Source organism: Paraburkholderia lebeckiae, assembly GCF_050436325.1.
Lineage (GTDB): Bacteria > Pseudomonadota > Gammaproteobacteria > Burkholderiales > Burkholderiaceae > Paraburkholderia > Paraburkholderia tuberum.
Map to the genome: position 1 here is coordinate 2,000,608 of NZ_JBNDLZ010000003.1, position 15,136 is coordinate 2,015,743.

Sequence of the window (15,136 nt, forward strand, 5' to 3'; positions counted from 1 at the left end):
AATACCGTGCCGTGTAGGCACCGTGTCACCCCAAGGATTTCAAGCAAACGGCGTTGTGAGCAATCACAACGCCGTTTTTGTTTTGCTGACGGCCTTCTGCGTTTTCCACGATGTATGTCCGGTTTTCCACCCCCGCATCGCCCCTTCCCGCATTCTCCCGCCTCTCAGAAACCGCTTGGCCAATAGGGCCGGATCACCGGTCCGCCTTGCGGCGCGCACGTCTGAACGATTGTTTCTTCCGCGGGAATAGTAATTTCAGATTATGGGCACAAATTTTCGATAGTAGGGGTATACACTGCATCCCATCGACGTTGCAGACACCTGATTCACTGGCTCCTGCAACATCTTCCTGAAATGCAGTCGAACCGTTCTCGGAGTCCTACCATGAAGACCAAGTTTATCGCCGCCCTGCTGGTTGCCGCTTCCGCCTCGATCGCCGCTCCCGCTTTCGCCAGCGGCTATGGTCCGGCACCGTACTACCGTCCGTCGGTTGGCGCGCCGGCTTCGCAACAAGGCCAGAACGCGCAGACCGTCGCTGCGGAACGCGCCAACGCGCAATCGAATGCATACGGTGGCGTGAATAGTGTGTCGACGCAATCGGGCACGCGCAGCGAACCCACGTCGGGTCCGCAATCGGTGTTCTTCGGCCACTAAGCCGCCAGCAGTACCGTCAGATCCGCTGCCTCTGAGGCAGCGATCAAACTGGGCGCCGCGCATGCAGTATCGATGCCGGCGCCCAGTTGCATTCACGGCAGCCGTGGTAGCCGGTACGTTGCCCGGGTAGCCTTCGGTTTGCAACCGTCGTCTCGTGCGCTTGCCGCTTCCTTGCCTCATCCGAACACGGCGTCCCTTGCCGTCGCGATGCGGCTATCCGCGTCTAACTCGCCAGCCCCGCATCGATCAGCTCGCGCGCGCGCCGCGCGAAAAGCCGCCTCGGCGGCCGCATGCTCGGTGGACCACAAGCTATCGATATGCACGAGCTGCCAGTCGACCACCGTCGAATCGTCGCGCAGCACCCGGAAATGCGCCTTGACGCCGGTCAGCACCTGTTCGACCGCCACCTCGATGTCGTAGTCGCCATAGCGCGCCTGATAGTCGCCCATGTCGACGCCCTTCGGCTCCATGCTCGTCTCCGTGGTTTCGCTGATCGCGGGTAGGCGGACGCGCGCGTCCAGCTAGCGTCGCGCAGGCCAATCACCTGCTCGCGACTCACCCGCGACGCACCGCCTCGCTCTTCACACCGGCCGTGCGGCCGGCCGCCGATCAGCGGATCAGTTGCAATCGCCGGAAAGATACTGCCGGCCGTTGCAGTTGATTTCGACCCCACCGCCGCCCGCTTTGGCAACCAGGTCGCATGCCAGCAACTCCGCCGCAACGGACTGCGCGACTTCGGGCGCCGTCTGTCCGACGCCGACGTCGTTCAGACGCCGCAACGCTTCGACCGCTTCAGGACTCAGGGACTTCGACATGGCCGTCTCCGTCGGAATGCTCAATTCATCGTAGCAAGTTTCATCGGCGGATGCAGGTGTGCGCGCCTGACGAGCCCGCTCCCCGGAGCGTCGAGCCTGGCAATTGGCGGCTGAAACCGGCCTGACCGTTAGGAGCACGCCTCAACGCGCCAGCAGCGGCCCCGGAACGCGGCCTGCTACTAGCTAATCGTGCACACGGCCGCGCGTCTGCAGACGGCGCGCGACATCGAAGGAGAACGACATGAAGCGAGGCAATTGGGCCACGTTGACCGCCACCGCCGCCACGCTGGCGGCGCTCTTCGCGAGCGGCGCGAGCGCCGTCGCGCAGACGGCGCCCAGCGCGCCGCCGGACAGCCATGCGCCGATGGCCAAACCGCCCGAGGCGGCCTCGGGCGCCGGCGGTTCGAGCAACCCGGACAACATGCCGATCAAGCGACCGGAGAAGCCAACCAACGACCACATGTCGCACGAGCCGCCCGCAAGCGGCGCAAACGCGAAATAGCCGTTGCGCACGCCGCTCGCATTGGCGGAGCGTCATCAAAGCCGCGCGATCGACACCTCGGTCGACTTCACGAGCGCGACCACCTCCGAGCCGACTTTCAGTTCGAGTTCGTCGACCGAGCGCGTCGTGATCACCGACGTGACGATGCCGAACGGCGTCTCTACGTCGACCTCGGACACCACCGAGCCGCGGATGATTTCCTTGACCTTGCCTTTGAACTGATTGCGCACGTTGATGGCGGAAATGCTCATTTCAGATAACTCCACAGAAGCAGCGGATCGGATCGATTTGTCAGGAAAACTCAGACTGCCCAGCGCACTTCGGTCGGCAGCTTGAGACGGCCGGGTTCGGGCAAGCCATACGGGTCATAGGGCTGATACGCGCGATGCGCCAGGGTGTCGTCGTTCGGCGCGTTTCTCAGCACGCGCTGCAGCACGTGGTCTTCGAGTGCGGCGAAGCCCGCCGACGCCCGAGCGCGCGGACGTGCGAGCGCGACCGGCTGATCGAGCGCGATGCGCCCTTCCTCGATCAGCAGAATCCGGTCGCCGAGCGCGACGGCTTCGTGCACGTCGTGCGTGACGAGCAGCGCGGTGAAGCGATGCTCGCGCCATAGCCTTTCGATCAGCGTGTGCATTTCGATGCGCGTCAACGCATCGAGCGCGCCGAGCGGCTCGTCGAGCAGCAGCAATTGCGGACGATGCACGAGCGCCCGTGCGAGCGCGACGCGCTGCCGCTGACCGCCCGATAGTTGCGCGGGCCAGTCGTTCGCGCGTTCGAGCAGGCCGACTTCGGCGAGCACCGCGCGCGCATCGTCGCGCGCGCCGCGGCCGAGGCCGAGCATCACGTTTTGCAGCACGCTTTTCCACGGCAGCAGACGCGCATCCTGAAACATGATGCGGGTGTCGAGCGGACCGCCGTTCCCGGCGCGCTTTTCGAGCACACCCGAGCTGGCTTCTTCGAGACCCGCGACGAGCCGCAGCAAGGTCGACTTGCCGCAACCGCTGCGGCCGACGATCGCGACGAAGCTGCCCCGCTCGATCGACAGATCGAAGCCCGACAGCACCTCGCGCTCGCCATAGCGCTTGCCGACGCCGCGCAATTGCACCGCGTAGTCGCTCGCGGGGCGCGCGTCGCTGCGGGCCAGGGCGGTGGCGGGTTGCAAGCCCGGTTGCGAGCCGCAATGCGCCACGGCCGCCCCGTCCCGCTCAACCTGCGCGGTCTCGTTCGCGTCGTGAGCCGCGAGCCGCGGCTGCGCGAGTTCGGTCTCAAGATCGCTGCCCGCGATACCGCCGAACGTCGTCGATAGCGTCGTTGCGCTCATGCTTTTGCTCCTCGCTGATAGGCCGGATGCCAGCGCAGCGACACGCGCTCGAGGCTCTTCGCGAGCATGTCCGCGAGCTTGCCAAGCGCCGCGTACAGCAGAATGCCGACCACCACCACATCGGTTTGCAGGAATTCGCGCGCGTTCATCGTCATGTAGCCGATGCCCGATTGCGCGGAAATGGTCTCGGCGACGATCAGCGTGACCCACATCAGACCGAACGCGAAACGCACGCCGACCAGAATCGACGGCAGCGCACCCGGCAGAATCACGTGGCGGTACAGCGCGAAACCTTTGACGCCATAGCTGCGCGCCATCTCGATCAGGTTCGCGTCGATCGAACGGATGCCGTGAAACGTGTTCACATAGACCGGGAAGAACACGCCGAGCGCGACGAGGAACACCTTCGCTTGTTCCTCGATGCCGAACCACAGGATCACGAGCGGAATCATCGCGAGCGCGGGAATGTTGCGGATCATCTGTACGGTCGAATCGAGCACGATTTCCGCGGGTTTGAAGAGACCCGTCGCCAGTCCGAGCACGAGACCGATGCCGCCGCCGATCGCGAAGCCCGACACCGCGCGCCAGGCGCTGACCTTCACGTCGGCCCACATTTCGCCGGACTGGATCAGCGACCATGCAGCCTTCACGACCGCGAGCGGCTCGGGCAGCACGCGCGTCGACAGCGCACCGCTGCGCGCGGCGATTTCCCACGCGAGCAGGATCGCGATCGGCGCGAGCCACGGCAGCAGGTGCGAGCCGAAACGGCGCAGCGCGGCAGCGCGCGTTGTGGACGCGGGCGGCGGAGTTGCCCCCGTTCCCGCGCTCAAAGTGGTGTCACTCATGTTGGCTTTTCTCCTTGCCTGTCGATCGTCGTGCGCGTGTCGCGCAAGCCGCGCGACCTACGCTATGCGCGCGCTCAACTCGCGCTCGCCACCTTCGGCAGATAGCTGGTGCCGACGATTTCGCCGAACGGCCCCGACAACGGCCCGTTGGCAAGCTTGCTGAAGCGTTGCGGCAGCAGCGGAAACACGAGTTCGGCGAAACGGTAGGATTCCTCGAGATGCGGATAGCCCGACAGGATGAACGTCTCGATGCCGAGCGCCGCGTACTCCTTCATGCGCGCGGCCGCCTGCTCCGGACTGCCGACCAGCGCGGTGCCCGCGCCGCCGCGCACGAGCCCCACGCCCGCCCACAGGTTCGGATAGACCTCGAGCTGCTCGCGCCCGCCGCGCCTGCCGCCGTGCAGCGCGGCCATACGGCGCTGCCCTTCCGAATCCATCTTCGCGAACGAGGCCTGCGCACGCGCGACCGTCTCGTCGTCGAGCTTGCTGATCAGTTTGTCGGCCGCGGCCCACGCTTCCTCCTCGGTCTCGCGCACGATCACGTGCAGACGGATGCCGAAGCGAATCTGTCGACCGCGCGCCGCGGCGCGTGCGCGAATGTCGGCGATCTTCTTCGCGACCGCTACGGGCGGCTCGCCCCACGTCAGATAGGTGTCGATGTGCTCGGCCGCGATATCGTGCGCGGCCGCCGACGAGCCGCCGAACCACAGCGGCGGATGCGGGTTTTGCACCGGCGGATATAGCGCCTTGCCGCCCTTCGACCGCAAATGCTTGCCATCGAAATCGATCGCTTGATTGCTGTGCGACGCGGCGAGCAGCTTGCGCCAGATATGCAGGAATTCGTCGGTGATTTCGTAGCGCGTGTCGTGATCGACGAACACGCCGTCCCCGGCCAGTTCCGCCGCGTCGCCGCCCGTCACCACGTTGATCAACAGACGCCCGTTCGACAGCCGGTCGAACGTCGCCGCCATACGCGCGGCGAGTCCCAGCGACGACAGCCCCGGGCGAATCGCGACGAGGAACTTCAGCCGCTGCGTCACGGGAATCAGGCTCGACGCGACGACCCAGGCGTCCTCGCACGAGCGGCCGGTCGGCAGCAGCACACCCTCGTAGCCGAGCGTGTCGGCGGCGACGGCGATCTGCCGGAAGTAGTCGTAGTCGGATGCGCGTGCGCCTTGGGACGTACCGAGATAGCGGCTGTCGCCGTGAGTCGGAATGAACCAGAACACATTCATGTTGGTGCTCCTGCCTGTTCTTGACGGAATGAAAACGGTGAGCGCGAGCGCCGGCCGCGCGCATCGAGCCGGCAACCGGCAAGGCGCTGCGACGGGTTGAAGGATTGAGAAACGGACGATGGACTCAGGCCATCGGCAACTGCGTCAAATCGATGAAGGCTAGGTGCCTGGCGGACGACACCGCGAACACGACCGCGCGCGGGCCCTGCGACAACGGAGATTCGGCGTGAGGCTCGACATTGCGACGGCTTTCCTCGACCAACGTGCGCGTGATGCGCTCGATTTATCGGATGACGGCGACACCCGCGCCGTCTGCATGAGGAAACAGTCTATGGAGCGGTCCGCGGCTTTTGAACGATTTTTTTGAGCTTAGGATTTCCGCTTCCGTGATTAGCGCGGTGCTACCGCATACGGTTGTTGCGCTTTATACACGCGGCCCCGGCCGCCCAACCCCGGTCGATATAATGGCGCTCGTTTCCAATCACCCGGTACAGGTCTTGCGGTCCGCGTCGCCTGTACGTTGCCGGTGCAATGCATGCAAAAAATTATCCTGCCGTTCGTCGCCGGTTTTCTGGCTTCTTTGTTCTTTCGCGAATCGACGCTGGCGCTGATGCACGCCGCCGGCATCATCGACCCCAGCGGTTTTTCGACCGCGCCGTTTTTGCCGCTCGGCCTGCCTGAGTTCATCGCGAACGCAATCTGGAGCGCGTGCTGGGCCGTGCTGATGGTCTGGCTGCTGCGCGTCGCGCCGCATCGGCGCGCGCCGTGGGTACCCGCGTTCGTGTTCGGCGGCATCGTGCTGACGGCGGCGAGCGTGTTCGTCGTCGATCCGCTGCGCGGCATCTGGCCGAGCGGCAACATGCTGCCGCGGCTCGCGGTGGGCTTCACGGCGAACGCGATGTGGGGCTGGGGTGCGCTCGTGTTCATGCGCGCGTTCATGGCGAGCGAGGCAGAGGAATAAGCGCGGCGAACATGAATTCGCGCAACGCGTAGATTCGCGCGGGCGGGTTCGTGAGGCCGCGCGTTCACCCGCGCAAAGCGCCCAGCGGGTGCTCGTTCGCGGGCCACGGGCTGTCGAACATCTGCTCCACATCGGCCCGGTTGACGTCCTCGATGCGCGCGAAACGCCAGCGCGGCGCGTTGTCCTTATCGATGATGCGTGCGCGAATGCCTTCCACCGTATCGCCGCGCTGAAAGCTCGAGCGCGTCAGATCGAGATCAGTGCGCAGCACGTCGGCCATCGACCCTTCCGCGCGTGTGACCACTTCGAGCGAGACCGCCATCGACAGCGGCGAGCGCTCGCGCAGCACCGCGATCGTCTGCTCGGCCCAGTCCGCCGTGTCGCCACCTCGCTCGCGTTCCCGGTTGAGCGACTTGAGTATCCGCGCGACGTCGGGCAGCGCGAAATGCCGGTCGATCAATGTCCGCGCCTTCGCGAGCGCGCTCTCCTCGGGCCGCGGCGCGACCTGATACGCGAGCGTCTCGCGCTTGACGCACGCAACCACATCAGCACCGCGCTCGAACGGTTCGCGGCTCAACCTATCGACGAGCGCGGGCAACGCCGCGTCGTCGATGTAGGCATCGGCGAGGCCCGCGTACAGCGCGTCGGCCGCGCCGATCGTCTCGCCGGTCACCGCCAGATAGCGGCCGATCGCGCCGGGCGTGCGCGCGAGAAACCAGCTCGCGCCGACATCCGGAAAGAGGCCGATACGGGTTTCGGGCATCGCCATCTTCGTCGATTGCGTGACGACGCGCAGGCCGCCGGTGCGATGTGCGCCCTGCGAAATGCCCATGCCGCCGCCCATCACGATGCCGTTCATCAACGCGATATACGGCTTCGGATACACGAAGATCGCGTGATTGAGCCGGTATTCCTCGCTGAAGAATGTATCGCGCGCCTCCTGGTCGCCGGTTTGCGCCGCTTCGTACATGTAGCGGATGTCGCCGCCCGCGCAGAACGCGCGCTCGTGCCGGCTGCGCACGACGACGGCCAGTACCTCGGGGTCCTCGCGCCACTGGTCGAGCGCCGCGTGGATCGCCCGGATCATGCCGGTCGACAGCGCGTTCAGCGCTTTCGGCCGCTCCAGTTCGATGAGACCGATGCGGTTGGCTACGTGGGTCGCGATTTCGTCGCTAGTGGCGGGCAAGGCGGACGTGGACATGGAGAACTGGGCGCGGCGGCGCGGCATGAGGTGGAACTGAACGTTATCACGGGCCTGCCGCTTTGCGTTTGGTGGGGAGCTCGGGGGCCGGGTCCGTGGAGCCGGCCGACCTGGCGTGGCGCCGTGCGACGGTTTTTTTGCCGCGGACTGCGACGCTGTTAGATGCGCCCGCCGCCACGGCTTGCGGCACACCGAGCCATGCGTCGAGCGTCACGCCGACGAGCGTCTCGAGCGGCACGCTCGGAAACACCGGGCACGTGAGATTCAGTGCGACGATGCCATGCAGACTCGCCCACAACGCCTCGGCCCAGACGGCCGGCTCCATCGATGCGACCGACGCCGACAGACGCCCCGCTGCTCGCAACTCGTCGAGCGCGTCGATCATGATGCGCAGCGCGGCGTCGCCGGGGTCGTCGTCGGCAACGCCGCCGGCGGCGTTGCCCAGGGAGGCGGTTGAACCACCGGTCCCGGCGTTCGCGCTTGTGTCGCCCGTGTGGCCCTGGTGTTTGCCAGTGCCCACCCCGCCACCGAGCGCCGCGCCGGTATAGCTCGGGTCCTCCATGAAAATCAGTCGGTACGTTTCAGGATGCTCGGCGCCAAACGCGACGTACGCGCGCCCGAGCGCCTTCAGCCGTTCGGCGGGATCCGCGATCTGCTCGAGCGGCACGAAGGTCGCGAGCAACTGCGCGTAGCCTTCGGCGCACAAGGCCCGCGCGATGTCGTCGCGACTCGCGAAATGCAGATACAACGTGGCGGGCGAATATTCGATCGCGTCAGCGATCTTGCGCATCGACAGCGCGGCAAAGCCCTCGCCCACGACGATGCGCCGCGCGGCATCGAGGATGCGTTCGCGCAGTGCCTGCTTCTGGCGGTTTTTTCGTTCGGTGATTCCCATGACTCGCAATTTTCAGATTGACAAACTGAAAAGTCAATTTAAACTTAACATCGTTTACTGAACGATGTTAAGTAAATGTTCGTCTGTCAAATCGAGCGGCCACAAGGGCGCGACGATGTCGCGCCGCCATCTGAGGGCGTCGTCATGCAAGCCACGGGAAAGGTCGGTTTATTCGGTGCAGCAGGCGCTGCGGGTCAAAGCATCGCGACGGCGCTTGGCGCGGCGGGCCGCGATTACCGTGTGGTCGGCCGCTCGCGCGACGTATTGCAACGGACTTTCGGTGACGACCCGCACGCGGAGATCGTCACCTGGAACCCCGACGACCCCGCCTCGATCCGCGCCGCGGCCGCCGGTCTGCAGACCGTGATTTACCTCGTCGGCGTGCCCTACGATCAGTTCGCGCAGCACCCGCCGTTGATGGAGAAAACGCTGGCTGGCGTGACGGCCGCCGGTGTCGAGCGCTTCATTCTGATCGGCACCGTGTATCCGTATGGCCGCGCGCGCGGCAACCCGGTCCGAGAAGATCATCCGCGCGAGCCACACACGTTCAAGGGCCGCATGCGGCTCGAACAGGAAAAGCTCGTGCTGGCCGCGCATGGCCAGAAAGGTCTCGAAACGCTGGTATTGCGACTGCCCGATTTCTACGGACCGGGGGTCGAGCGCAGCCTGTTGCACGGTGTCTTCGTTGGCGCCGCTACCGGCAAGCGCGCGCAGGTGCCAGGGCAATCGCACGAAAAATTGTTTACCCGCAATGGGTTACGAATGGGCGTTGTAAACTGCTGCGAAGAAGCGTTAACTCTTGGTTTTGCCAAGAGCCGGGAGTGGTGTGGACGACGAATACGAGCCGTTGAGTTTGCAAGACGCGTTTGGGGACCTGAAGGATCCGCGTGTACGCACCCCGGAGCATGATCTGACGGAAATGCTGGTGGTTGCACTGGCGGCGATCTTGTCAGGTGCCGACGGCTGGGTGGGGATCGCTTTGTGGGGGCAAGGACAACTGGAGTGGCTGCGCCGGTACTTGCCGCTGCGCAACGGGATTGCCTCGCATGACACGTTCGGGCGCGTATTCGCAGCGCTTGATGCGCGGCAGTTCGAGGCTTGCTTTGTGCGGTGGGTAAGCGGTATCTGTCCTGCAGTCGCGGGCCAGGTGGTGGCAATTGACGGCAAGACGGTACGGCGCTCGCACGGCATGGGGCGTAGCGCGATCCATCTGGTATCGGCCTATTGCGGCGCGTTGGGGGCGACCTTGGGTCAGGTGAGGACTGCCGACAAAAGCAACGAGATCACCGTGATCCCGGCATTGCTGGATGCCTTGCTGCTCAAGGGTGCGATCGTGACGATCGACGCGATGGGTTGCCAGCGGGAGATCGCGGCGAAGTTCGTGGCTGGAGGTGCCGACTATGTGCTTGCGGTCAAAGGCAATCAGCCTGCCTTGCATGAAGCAATCGTGCAGCTGTTCGATGCACAGCGCACACAGTCTTTGCGCAGCGTGCGCTTCGCTGAGCACTGTCAGACAGGCAAGAAAGTGCACGGAAGAATCGAGACGCGCCGGTGCGTTGCGACCGACATGATTGACTGGCTGGATGAGGACGGCAAATGGGCCGGCCTGCGTTCGGTGGCGATGGTGGAGGCCACCCGCGAGATCGACGGCCGCGTTTCGCTGGAACGGCGCTACTACGTGAACAGCCTGCCCGCTGACCCGAAACGGATCAACGAGGCGGTACGCGCCCACTGGGCCATCGAAAACAGCATGCATTGGGTGCTCGATGTCGCCTTTGGCAAGGATCAATGTCGTGCCCGGGTGGACAATGCAGCACAAAACTTCGCGATCCTGCGCCGCATCGTGTCGAATCTACTGCGCGCTGACAAAGCCACCAAGGTCGGCATAAAGAACAAGCGGCTCAAGGCCGGATTCGATGAACACTATCGGGCTCGAGTGCTAGGAATGCAGGTCTCTTGATGCGATTGCCCTGGCGGCCAGCCCATGCGTTTGAATTTCGCATGACGGAATACTAAGATATATTCGCTGGCGTGCCGTCCTTCCCGAGCTCTTCTTGGGCTCTTCCTGTCTGTAACGCCACCGCCACCCGCACGCTGAAGCGGGTCTTAAGCAAGGGTGCTATGGCCAAAAGCCGTCGGTGTGCTGTCTTCACACGATAAGCGCACCAACTCCACGTCCCCGAAGGTGTCCCCATGACCACCGCACACGCCGGTCTTAAGAAGGTTGAGCGGGTCGCCACTATGATTCTCGCCATTTTTGCCGGCTTAAGCGCGCTCGCGCAAACCTCTCCAATGCCGCCTCATGGCCCCTCGGGTTCGTCCGCCAAACCGAACATGCCGCCCGCCAGTGCGCTCGATGGATCGCCGGTGAGCCAACAGAATTTCGTGAACGGCCACCTTCCGCCCAGCGTCCCCGGCGGTCAGGGTCCGACGCTGACGGCGAACGCGCCATACCAGGCGCCTGCGGCTGTGAGCGCCGCGACACGAGCCCGGACACCCGGAGCAGCGGCTGCCTCGTCCTTCACGGCGACCGACTGGCCCACATTCGGCATGGACATGCAGCGAACCGGGAACAACCCCGTCGAGACCGTGCTTAACCCGACCACTGTGCGCAAGGGCTTGGTGACGCACTGGGCGACCGACCTTGGCGGCGCCATCCTGACTCAGCCGACGTTGGCTACAGGCGTGAACATCAACGGCACGTTGACCGATGTCGTCTATGCGGCGACGCTGCTGGGGACCACGTTCGCGCTGAACGCTTCCACCGGGGCCATCATCTGGCAACAAAGCGTGCCTGCCGTGCAAACCAGCTGCGAGGACTTGGCCTTGTCGGGCGGCAACGCCGGTTTCATGGGGACGCCCACCATCGACCGTTCCACCAACCGGCTATACATCGTGAGCGGCAGAGGCTACCTGCACGCATACAACCTCGCAACCGGCGCGGATACGCCCGGCTTCAACCTGCCTATTCCCGACGCGGCGAATTCCTGGCCGAGGACGTTCGTCTACGGCAGCCCCGCGATCATCGGCACCTCGCTATACGTCGCTACGGCCGGCGACCCGTGCGATACCCGGCCGTACCATGGACAGCTCGTCCACGTATCGACCAGCAACCCGCCGACGATTCTGGAACGCTGGTACCCGACCGGTGCGAACGGGCCGGAAGGGGGCGGCATCTGGGGTGCGGGAGGCGTATCGATCCCGCCTGACGGGACAGTCGTCTACGCGCTAACGGGAAACGCTTTCGCCAATCCGGAAAATGCCGGGTTCGCAGAACACGTCGTCAAGCTAACCCCAACGCTGGCGGCGGCCGCGTCCAACTCGCCGCTCGCTCCGAGCGTTGCTGTGCCAGACGTGGACTTCGGTGCGACGGCGGTGCTGTTCCAGCGTCCCGGCTGCCCAACGATGCTTGCGGCCTACCAAAAGAGCGGCAACCTGTTCATCTATAACCGGGCCACCATCCAGCAGTCAGGCCCCATCCAGACGTTGGCGATTGCCCAGAGTTCGAGTGCCGGCGTCAACATCGGCCAGCCTGCGTTCGATCCGGTGTTGAACCAACTTTACGTCGCGGCGCCGTCCGACTCACCTGTCGCGTTGAACAACCACGGGCTCCTCGCGCTGGCCGTTGGCAGCAACTGTTCCGTCAGCCTTGCCTGGCAGCAGCCGATCGGCGCAAACGCGACGAAGAACAACCCCGCCATTTCGCCCATCGTCGCAAACGGCGTCGTGTACTACGCCGATGGCGTCGCAAGCCAGGTGTTCGCCTTGGACGCGACGACTGGAAATGTACTCTGGAGCACCGATAGCCTAGCGCCGGCTGACCGGATCACCGGGGGCATCTTCGCATCGCCGACCGTCGTGAACGGACAGCTGTTCGTTGCGGGCGGCAGCGATCACAAGATTCGTGCCTTCGGTCTATAGCGAATACCGCTCGCCACGACCGTGGCCGTAGCCCGCGCGGCGCCGACCGCAGGAAGCACGAATAGCTTGCTAACGGGCTCCGCACTGTCACCGGGAGGAATCGGTCTGCAAGTTTATGGCGTAATCCTTGCGTCACCCATCACAGACAAGTCATACGTCGCCAATCCAATGAACCCTAGTCAGCGTCATTCACCATGGTCAGACACCTGTCGCTGATGATCTGGTCCCCCGAAAAGTGGACGCCATAAGGTTGATTTGGGGTGTCCATGTAACCGGAGTCATGTCGTCTCCATGGCCGGTTCTGTCGAGGGCGCTCAAGACTGGGAGGATGCCCGCGTTTCCTCGGTGGCGTGGGTCGCATGGCAGGGCAATCGCATGAAAAATTGTTTAGGAAGGTCTGCACAACCCGCTTTTCACGCGTTATTTTTCACATCCAGCGCAGCCTCTGCGTTCAGATATTTTTTGGTGAGTTGATCGCCGTTTTTTTCGCGCGCCGGAGCTCTTCAACCAGACATACGACCCTTATCGACCCGGTGTTTCAAGCTTTGCGCAAAGCTCTACGCGCCATCCATAGATTGCCCAAAGCAAACAGCGTGGTGATCTGGGCGGTGTTCTTCATCAAACCACGATAGCGGGTCTTCATGTAACCGAACTGCCGCTTAAGGATGCGAAACGGGTGTTCGACCTTGGCTCGAATACTCGCCTTCAGGCGTTCGATTTGATCGTATATCGCGTCCAACGAATCACTCATATCCAGTTTCCTGCGCTTTGCCGGTCGCATTGCAACATGCCAACGAACCGCGCCTGCCTCACAGCGCTTTTCGATACCCTGATATCCGGCGTCCGCGTACACGTCCGTTTCTTTACCATGTAGCAACGCCTGGGCTACGTTGATGTCGTGAACGTTGGCCGCCGTTCCAATGACCGTATGGACCAGGCCCGACTCGGCGTCCACGCCGATATGCATCTTCATCCCGAAGTACCAGTTGCCACCTTTCTGCGTTGATTGCATTTCCGGATCACGTGTGCCGGAGCCATTTTTTGTCGAACTGGGTGCGGCAATCAGAGTGGCGTCGACTGCCGATCCAGTCTTGAGCATCAGACCTTTCTCCGTCAGGATTTCATTGACCAGCGCCAGCATTTGCACTGCCAGTCCGTGCGTTTCCAGCAGATGGCGGAACCGGAGAATCGTGCTTTCATCCGGCAAGCGAACCATCCCGCCGTCGAGACCCGCGAACTCGCGATAAAGCGGCACGTCATAGAGTGCCTCTTCCATTGCGGGGTCTGACAGACCGAACCATTGCTGCATGAAATGAATCTGCAACATCGTCGCAATCGGGAACGGCGGCCGACCGGTTTTGCCCGTGGGATAGTGCGGCTCGATCAGCGCAATCAGCTTCAACCAGGGCACAACACGCCGCATCTCATCGAGAAATTCCCGTTTGCGCGTGCGCTTCGTTGACAGATCCAGACCAAGACCAAGTTGCGCCATCACACTGCTCCTCGCCTAATTCGCTCTGTTTCCAGGATAGCTCAACAGCAACGCAATGCCAGGACTTTTGCAGACCTTCCTTTACACCCAATGGGTTACGAATGGGGGTTGTAAACTGCTGCGAAGAAGCGTTAACTCTTGGTTTTGCCAAGGGCCGAGAGTGGACGACGAATACGAGCCGTTGAGTTTGCAAGACGCGTTTGGGGACCTGAAGGACCCGCGTGTACGCACCCCGGAGCATGATCTGATGGAAATGCTGGTGGTTGCACTGGCGGCGATCCTGTCAGGTGCCGACGGCTGGGTGGGGATCGCTTTGTGGGGGCAAGGACAACTGGAGTGGCTGCGCCGGTACTTGCCGCTGCGCAACGGGATTGCCTCGCATGACACGTTCGGGCGCGTATTCGCAGCGCTTGATGCGCGGCAGTTCGAGGCTTGCTTTGTGCGGTGGGTAAGCGGTATCTGTCCTGCAGTCGCGGGCCAGGTGGTGGCAATTGACGGCACGACGGTACGGCGCTCGCACGGCATGGGGCGTAGCGCGATCCATCTGGTATCGGCCTATTGCGGCGCGTTGGGGGCGACCTTGGGTCAGGTGAGGACTGCCGAAAAAAGCAACGAGATCACCGCTATCCCGGCATTGCTGGATGCCTTGCTGCTCAAGGGTGCGATCGTGACGATCGACGCGATGGGTTGCCAGCGGGAGATCGCGGCGAAGATCGTGGCTGGAGGTGCCGACTATGTGCTTGCGGTCAAAGGCAACCAGCCTGCCTTGCATGAAGCGATCGTGCAGCTGTTCGATGCACAGCGCACACAGTCCCTGCGCAGCGTGCGCTTCGCTGAGCACTGTCAGACAGGCAAGAAAGTGCACGGAAGAATCGAGACGCGCCAGTGCGTTGCGACCGACATGATTGACTGGCTGGATGAGGACGGCAAATGGGCCGGCCTGCGCTCGGTGGCGATGGTGGAGGCCACCCGCGAGATCGACGGCCGTGCTTCGCTGGAGCGGCGGTACTACGTGAACAGCCTGCCTGCTGACCTGAAACGGATCAACGAGGCGGTGCGCGCCCACTGGGCCATCGAAAACAGCATGCATTGGGTGTTCGATGTTGCCTTTGGCGAGGATCAATGTCGTGCCCGGGTGGACAATGCGGCGCAAAACTTCGCGATCTTGCGCCGCATCGTGTCGAATCTACTGCGCGCTGACAAAGCCACCAAGGTCGGCATAAAGAACAAGCGGCTCAAGGCCGGATTCGATGAACACTATCGGGCTCGAGTGCTTGGAATGCAGGTCTTTTGA

General features: G+C 63.5%; 16 protein-coding genes and 1 pseudogene. 8 read left to right on the forward strand and 9 right to left on the reverse strand.

Annotated features, from left to right (window positions below; all coding sequences use genetic code 11):
* Positions 1-384: 384 nt before the first annotated feature.
* Positions 385-654 (forward strand): hypothetical protein, encoded by a 270-nt coding sequence (locus tag OKW44_RS27100; RefSeq protein WP_018418204.1) that lies wholly within the window; start codon positions 385-387, stop codon positions 652-654.
* Positions 655-830: 176 nt separating this feature from the next.
* Here OKW44_RS27100 and OKW44_RS27105 read toward each other — a convergent pair whose 3' ends face one another.
* Both OKW44_RS27105 and OKW44_RS27110 read right to left on the reverse strand, forming a co-directional pair.
* Positions 831-1,124, reverse strand: coding sequence for a DUF6566 family protein (locus tag OKW44_RS27105; protein WP_429411904.1), 294 nt, complete (start codon positions 1,122-1,124; stop codon positions 831-833).
* Between the two features lie 147 nt (positions 1,125-1,271).
* Positions 1,272-1,469 (reverse strand): hypothetical protein, encoded by a 198-nt coding sequence (locus OKW44_RS27110; RefSeq protein ID WP_018418206.1) that lies wholly within the window; start codon positions 1,467-1,469, stop codon positions 1,272-1,274.
* A gap of 241 nt (positions 1,470-1,710) precedes the next feature.
* Here OKW44_RS27110 and OKW44_RS27115 point away from each other — a divergent pair, with 241 nt between their 5' ends.
* Positions 1,711-1,971 (forward strand): hypothetical protein, encoded by a 261-nt coding sequence (locus OKW44_RS27115; RefSeq protein ID WP_084753968.1) that lies wholly within the window; start codon positions 1,711-1,713, stop codon positions 1,969-1,971.
* Between the two features lie 35 nt (positions 1,972-2,006).
* Here OKW44_RS27115 and OKW44_RS27120 read toward each other — a convergent pair whose 3' ends face one another.
* The 4 genes from OKW44_RS27120 to ssuD all read right to left on the reverse strand — a co-directional run bounded on the left by OKW44_RS27120 (position 2,007) and on the right by ssuD (position 5,372).
* Complete coding sequence (locus tag OKW44_RS27120; protein WP_008922916.1) at positions 2,007-2,222, reverse strand: TOBE domain-containing protein; 216 nt, start codon at positions 2,220-2,222, stop codon at positions 2,007-2,009.
* A gap of 50 nt (positions 2,223-2,272) precedes the next feature.
* Positions 2,273-3,292 (reverse strand): ATP-binding cassette domain-containing protein, encoded by a 1,020-nt coding sequence (locus OKW44_RS27125; RefSeq protein WP_018418208.1) that lies wholly within the window; start codon positions 3,290-3,292, stop codon positions 2,273-2,275.
* Positions 3,289-4,137, reverse strand: coding sequence for an aliphatic sulfonate ABC transporter permease SsuC (gene ssuC / locus OKW44_RS27130; RefSeq protein ID WP_018418209.1), 849 nt, complete (start codon positions 4,135-4,137; stop codon positions 3,289-3,291). The genes OKW44_RS27125 and ssuC overlap by 4 nt, the downstream gene beginning before the upstream one ends.
* Positions 4,138-4,211: 74 nt before the next feature.
* Positions 4,212-5,372, reverse strand: coding sequence for an FMNH2-dependent alkanesulfonate monooxygenase (gene ssuD / locus OKW44_RS27135; RefSeq protein WP_018418210.1), 1,161 nt, complete (start codon positions 5,370-5,372; stop codon positions 4,212-4,214).
* A gap of 226 nt (positions 5,373-5,598) precedes the next feature.
* Between ssuD and OKW44_RS27140 the strand changes: the two genes are divergently transcribed.
* Positions 5,599-5,739, forward strand: coding sequence for a hypothetical protein (locus OKW44_RS27140; RefSeq protein WP_162633894.1), 141 nt, complete (start codon positions 5,599-5,601; stop codon positions 5,737-5,739).
* 168 nt (positions 5,740-5,907) lie between these two features.
* Entirely contained in the window at positions 5,908-6,333 is a 426-nt protein-coding gene (locus OKW44_RS27145; protein ID WP_018418212.1) for a hypothetical protein, read from the forward strand.
* Between the two features lie 64 nt (positions 6,334-6,397).
* Here the strand turns inward: OKW44_RS27145 and OKW44_RS27150 are convergent, their stop codons facing one another.
* Complete coding sequence (locus OKW44_RS27150) at positions 6,398-7,534, reverse strand: enoyl-CoA hydratase/isomerase family protein (protein ID WP_026225418.1); 1,137 nt, start codon at positions 7,532-7,534, stop codon at positions 6,398-6,400.
* 46 nt (positions 7,535-7,580) lie between these two features.
* A complete protein-coding gene (locus tag OKW44_RS27155; protein ID WP_018418214.1) occupies positions 7,581-8,429 on the reverse strand; it encodes a TetR/AcrR family transcriptional regulator in 849 nt (282 codons plus the stop codon).
* A gap of 144 nt (positions 8,430-8,573) precedes the next feature.
* Here OKW44_RS27155 and OKW44_RS27160 point away from each other — a divergent pair.
* The 3 genes and pseudogenes from OKW44_RS27160 to OKW44_RS27170 all read left to right on the forward strand — a co-directional run.
* Positions 8,574-9,173 (forward strand): annotated as a pseudogene (locus tag OKW44_RS27160) (NAD-dependent epimerase/dehydratase family protein); the annotation flags it as partial.
* 82 nt (positions 9,174-9,255) lie between these two features.
* Positions 9,256-10,389 (forward strand): ISAs1 family transposase, encoded by a 1,134-nt coding sequence (locus tag OKW44_RS27165; protein WP_280783726.1) that lies wholly within the window; start codon positions 9,256-9,258, stop codon positions 10,387-10,389.
* 233 nt (positions 10,390-10,622) lie between these two features.
* On the forward strand, positions 10,623-12,350 hold the full coding sequence (locus tag OKW44_RS27170) for an outer membrane protein assembly factor BamB family protein (RefSeq protein ID WP_113062031.1): 1,728 nt from the start codon (positions 10,623-10,625) through the stop codon (positions 12,348-12,350).
* Between the two features lie 538 nt (positions 12,351-12,888).
* Here the strand turns inward: OKW44_RS27170 and OKW44_RS27175 are convergent.
* Positions 12,889-13,842 carry an IS5 family transposase gene (locus OKW44_RS27175; RefSeq protein WP_018418938.1) on the reverse strand — a complete coding sequence of 318 codons (954 nt, stop codon included), beginning with the start codon at positions 13,840-13,842 and terminating at the stop codon, positions 12,889-12,891.
* Between the two features lie 160 nt (positions 13,843-14,002).
* On the opposite strand from OKW44_RS27175, the gene OKW44_RS27180 reads away from it, so the two are divergent.
* Positions 14,003-15,136 (forward strand): ISAs1 family transposase, encoded by a 1,134-nt coding sequence (locus OKW44_RS27180; protein ID WP_280783730.1) that lies wholly within the window; start codon positions 14,003-14,005, stop codon positions 15,134-15,136.

What these genes read in the sequence shown, in the direction of transcription:
- OKW44_RS27100 (WP_018418204.1), top strand. Translation starts at nt 385, where the DNA reads ATGAAGACCAAGTTTATCGCCGCCCTGCTGGTTGCCGCTTCCGCCTCG.
- OKW44_RS27105 (WP_429411904.1), bottom strand. Translation starts at nt 1,124, where the DNA reads ATGGAGCCGAAGGGCGTCGACATGGGCGACTATCAGGCGCGCTATGGC.
- OKW44_RS27110 (WP_018418206.1), bottom strand. Translation starts at nt 1,469, where the DNA reads ATGTCGAAGTCCCTGAGTCCTGAAGCGGTCGAAGCGTTGCGGCGTCTG.
- OKW44_RS27115 (WP_084753968.1), top strand. Translation starts at nt 1,711, where the DNA reads ATGAAGCGAGGCAATTGGGCCACGTTGACCGCCACCGCCGCCACGCTG.
- OKW44_RS27120 (WP_008922916.1), bottom strand. Translation starts at nt 2,222, where the DNA reads ATGAGCATTTCCGCCATCAACGTGCGCAATCAGTTCAAAGGCAAGGTC.
- OKW44_RS27125 (WP_018418208.1), bottom strand. Translation starts at nt 3,292, where the DNA reads ATGAGCGCAACGACGCTATCGACGACGTTCGGCGGTATCGCGGGCAGC.
- ssuC (WP_018418209.1), bottom strand. Translation starts at nt 4,137, where the DNA reads ATGAGTGACACCACTTTGAGCGCGGGAACGGGGGCAACTCCGCCGCCC.
- ssuD (WP_018418210.1), bottom strand. Translation starts at nt 5,372, where the DNA reads ATGAATGTGTTCTGGTTCATTCCGACTCACGGCGACAGCCGCTATCTC.
- OKW44_RS27145 (WP_018418212.1), top strand. Translation starts at nt 5,908, where the DNA reads ATGCAAAAAATTATCCTGCCGTTCGTCGCCGGTTTTCTGGCTTCTTTG.
- OKW44_RS27150 (WP_026225418.1), bottom strand. Translation starts at nt 7,534, where the DNA reads ATGTCCACGTCCGCCTTGCCCGCCACTAGCGACGAAATCGCGACCCAC.
- OKW44_RS27155 (WP_018418214.1), bottom strand. Translation starts at nt 8,429, where the DNA reads ATGGGAATCACCGAACGAAAAAACCGCCAGAAGCAGGCACTGCGCGAA.
- OKW44_RS27170 (WP_113062031.1), top strand. Translation starts at nt 10,623, where the DNA reads ATGACCACCGCACACGCCGGTCTTAAGAAGGTTGAGCGGGTCGCCACT.
- OKW44_RS27175 (WP_018418938.1), bottom strand. Translation starts at nt 13,842, where the DNA reads ATGGCGCAACTTGGTCTTGGTCTGGATCTGTCAACGAAGCGCACGCGC.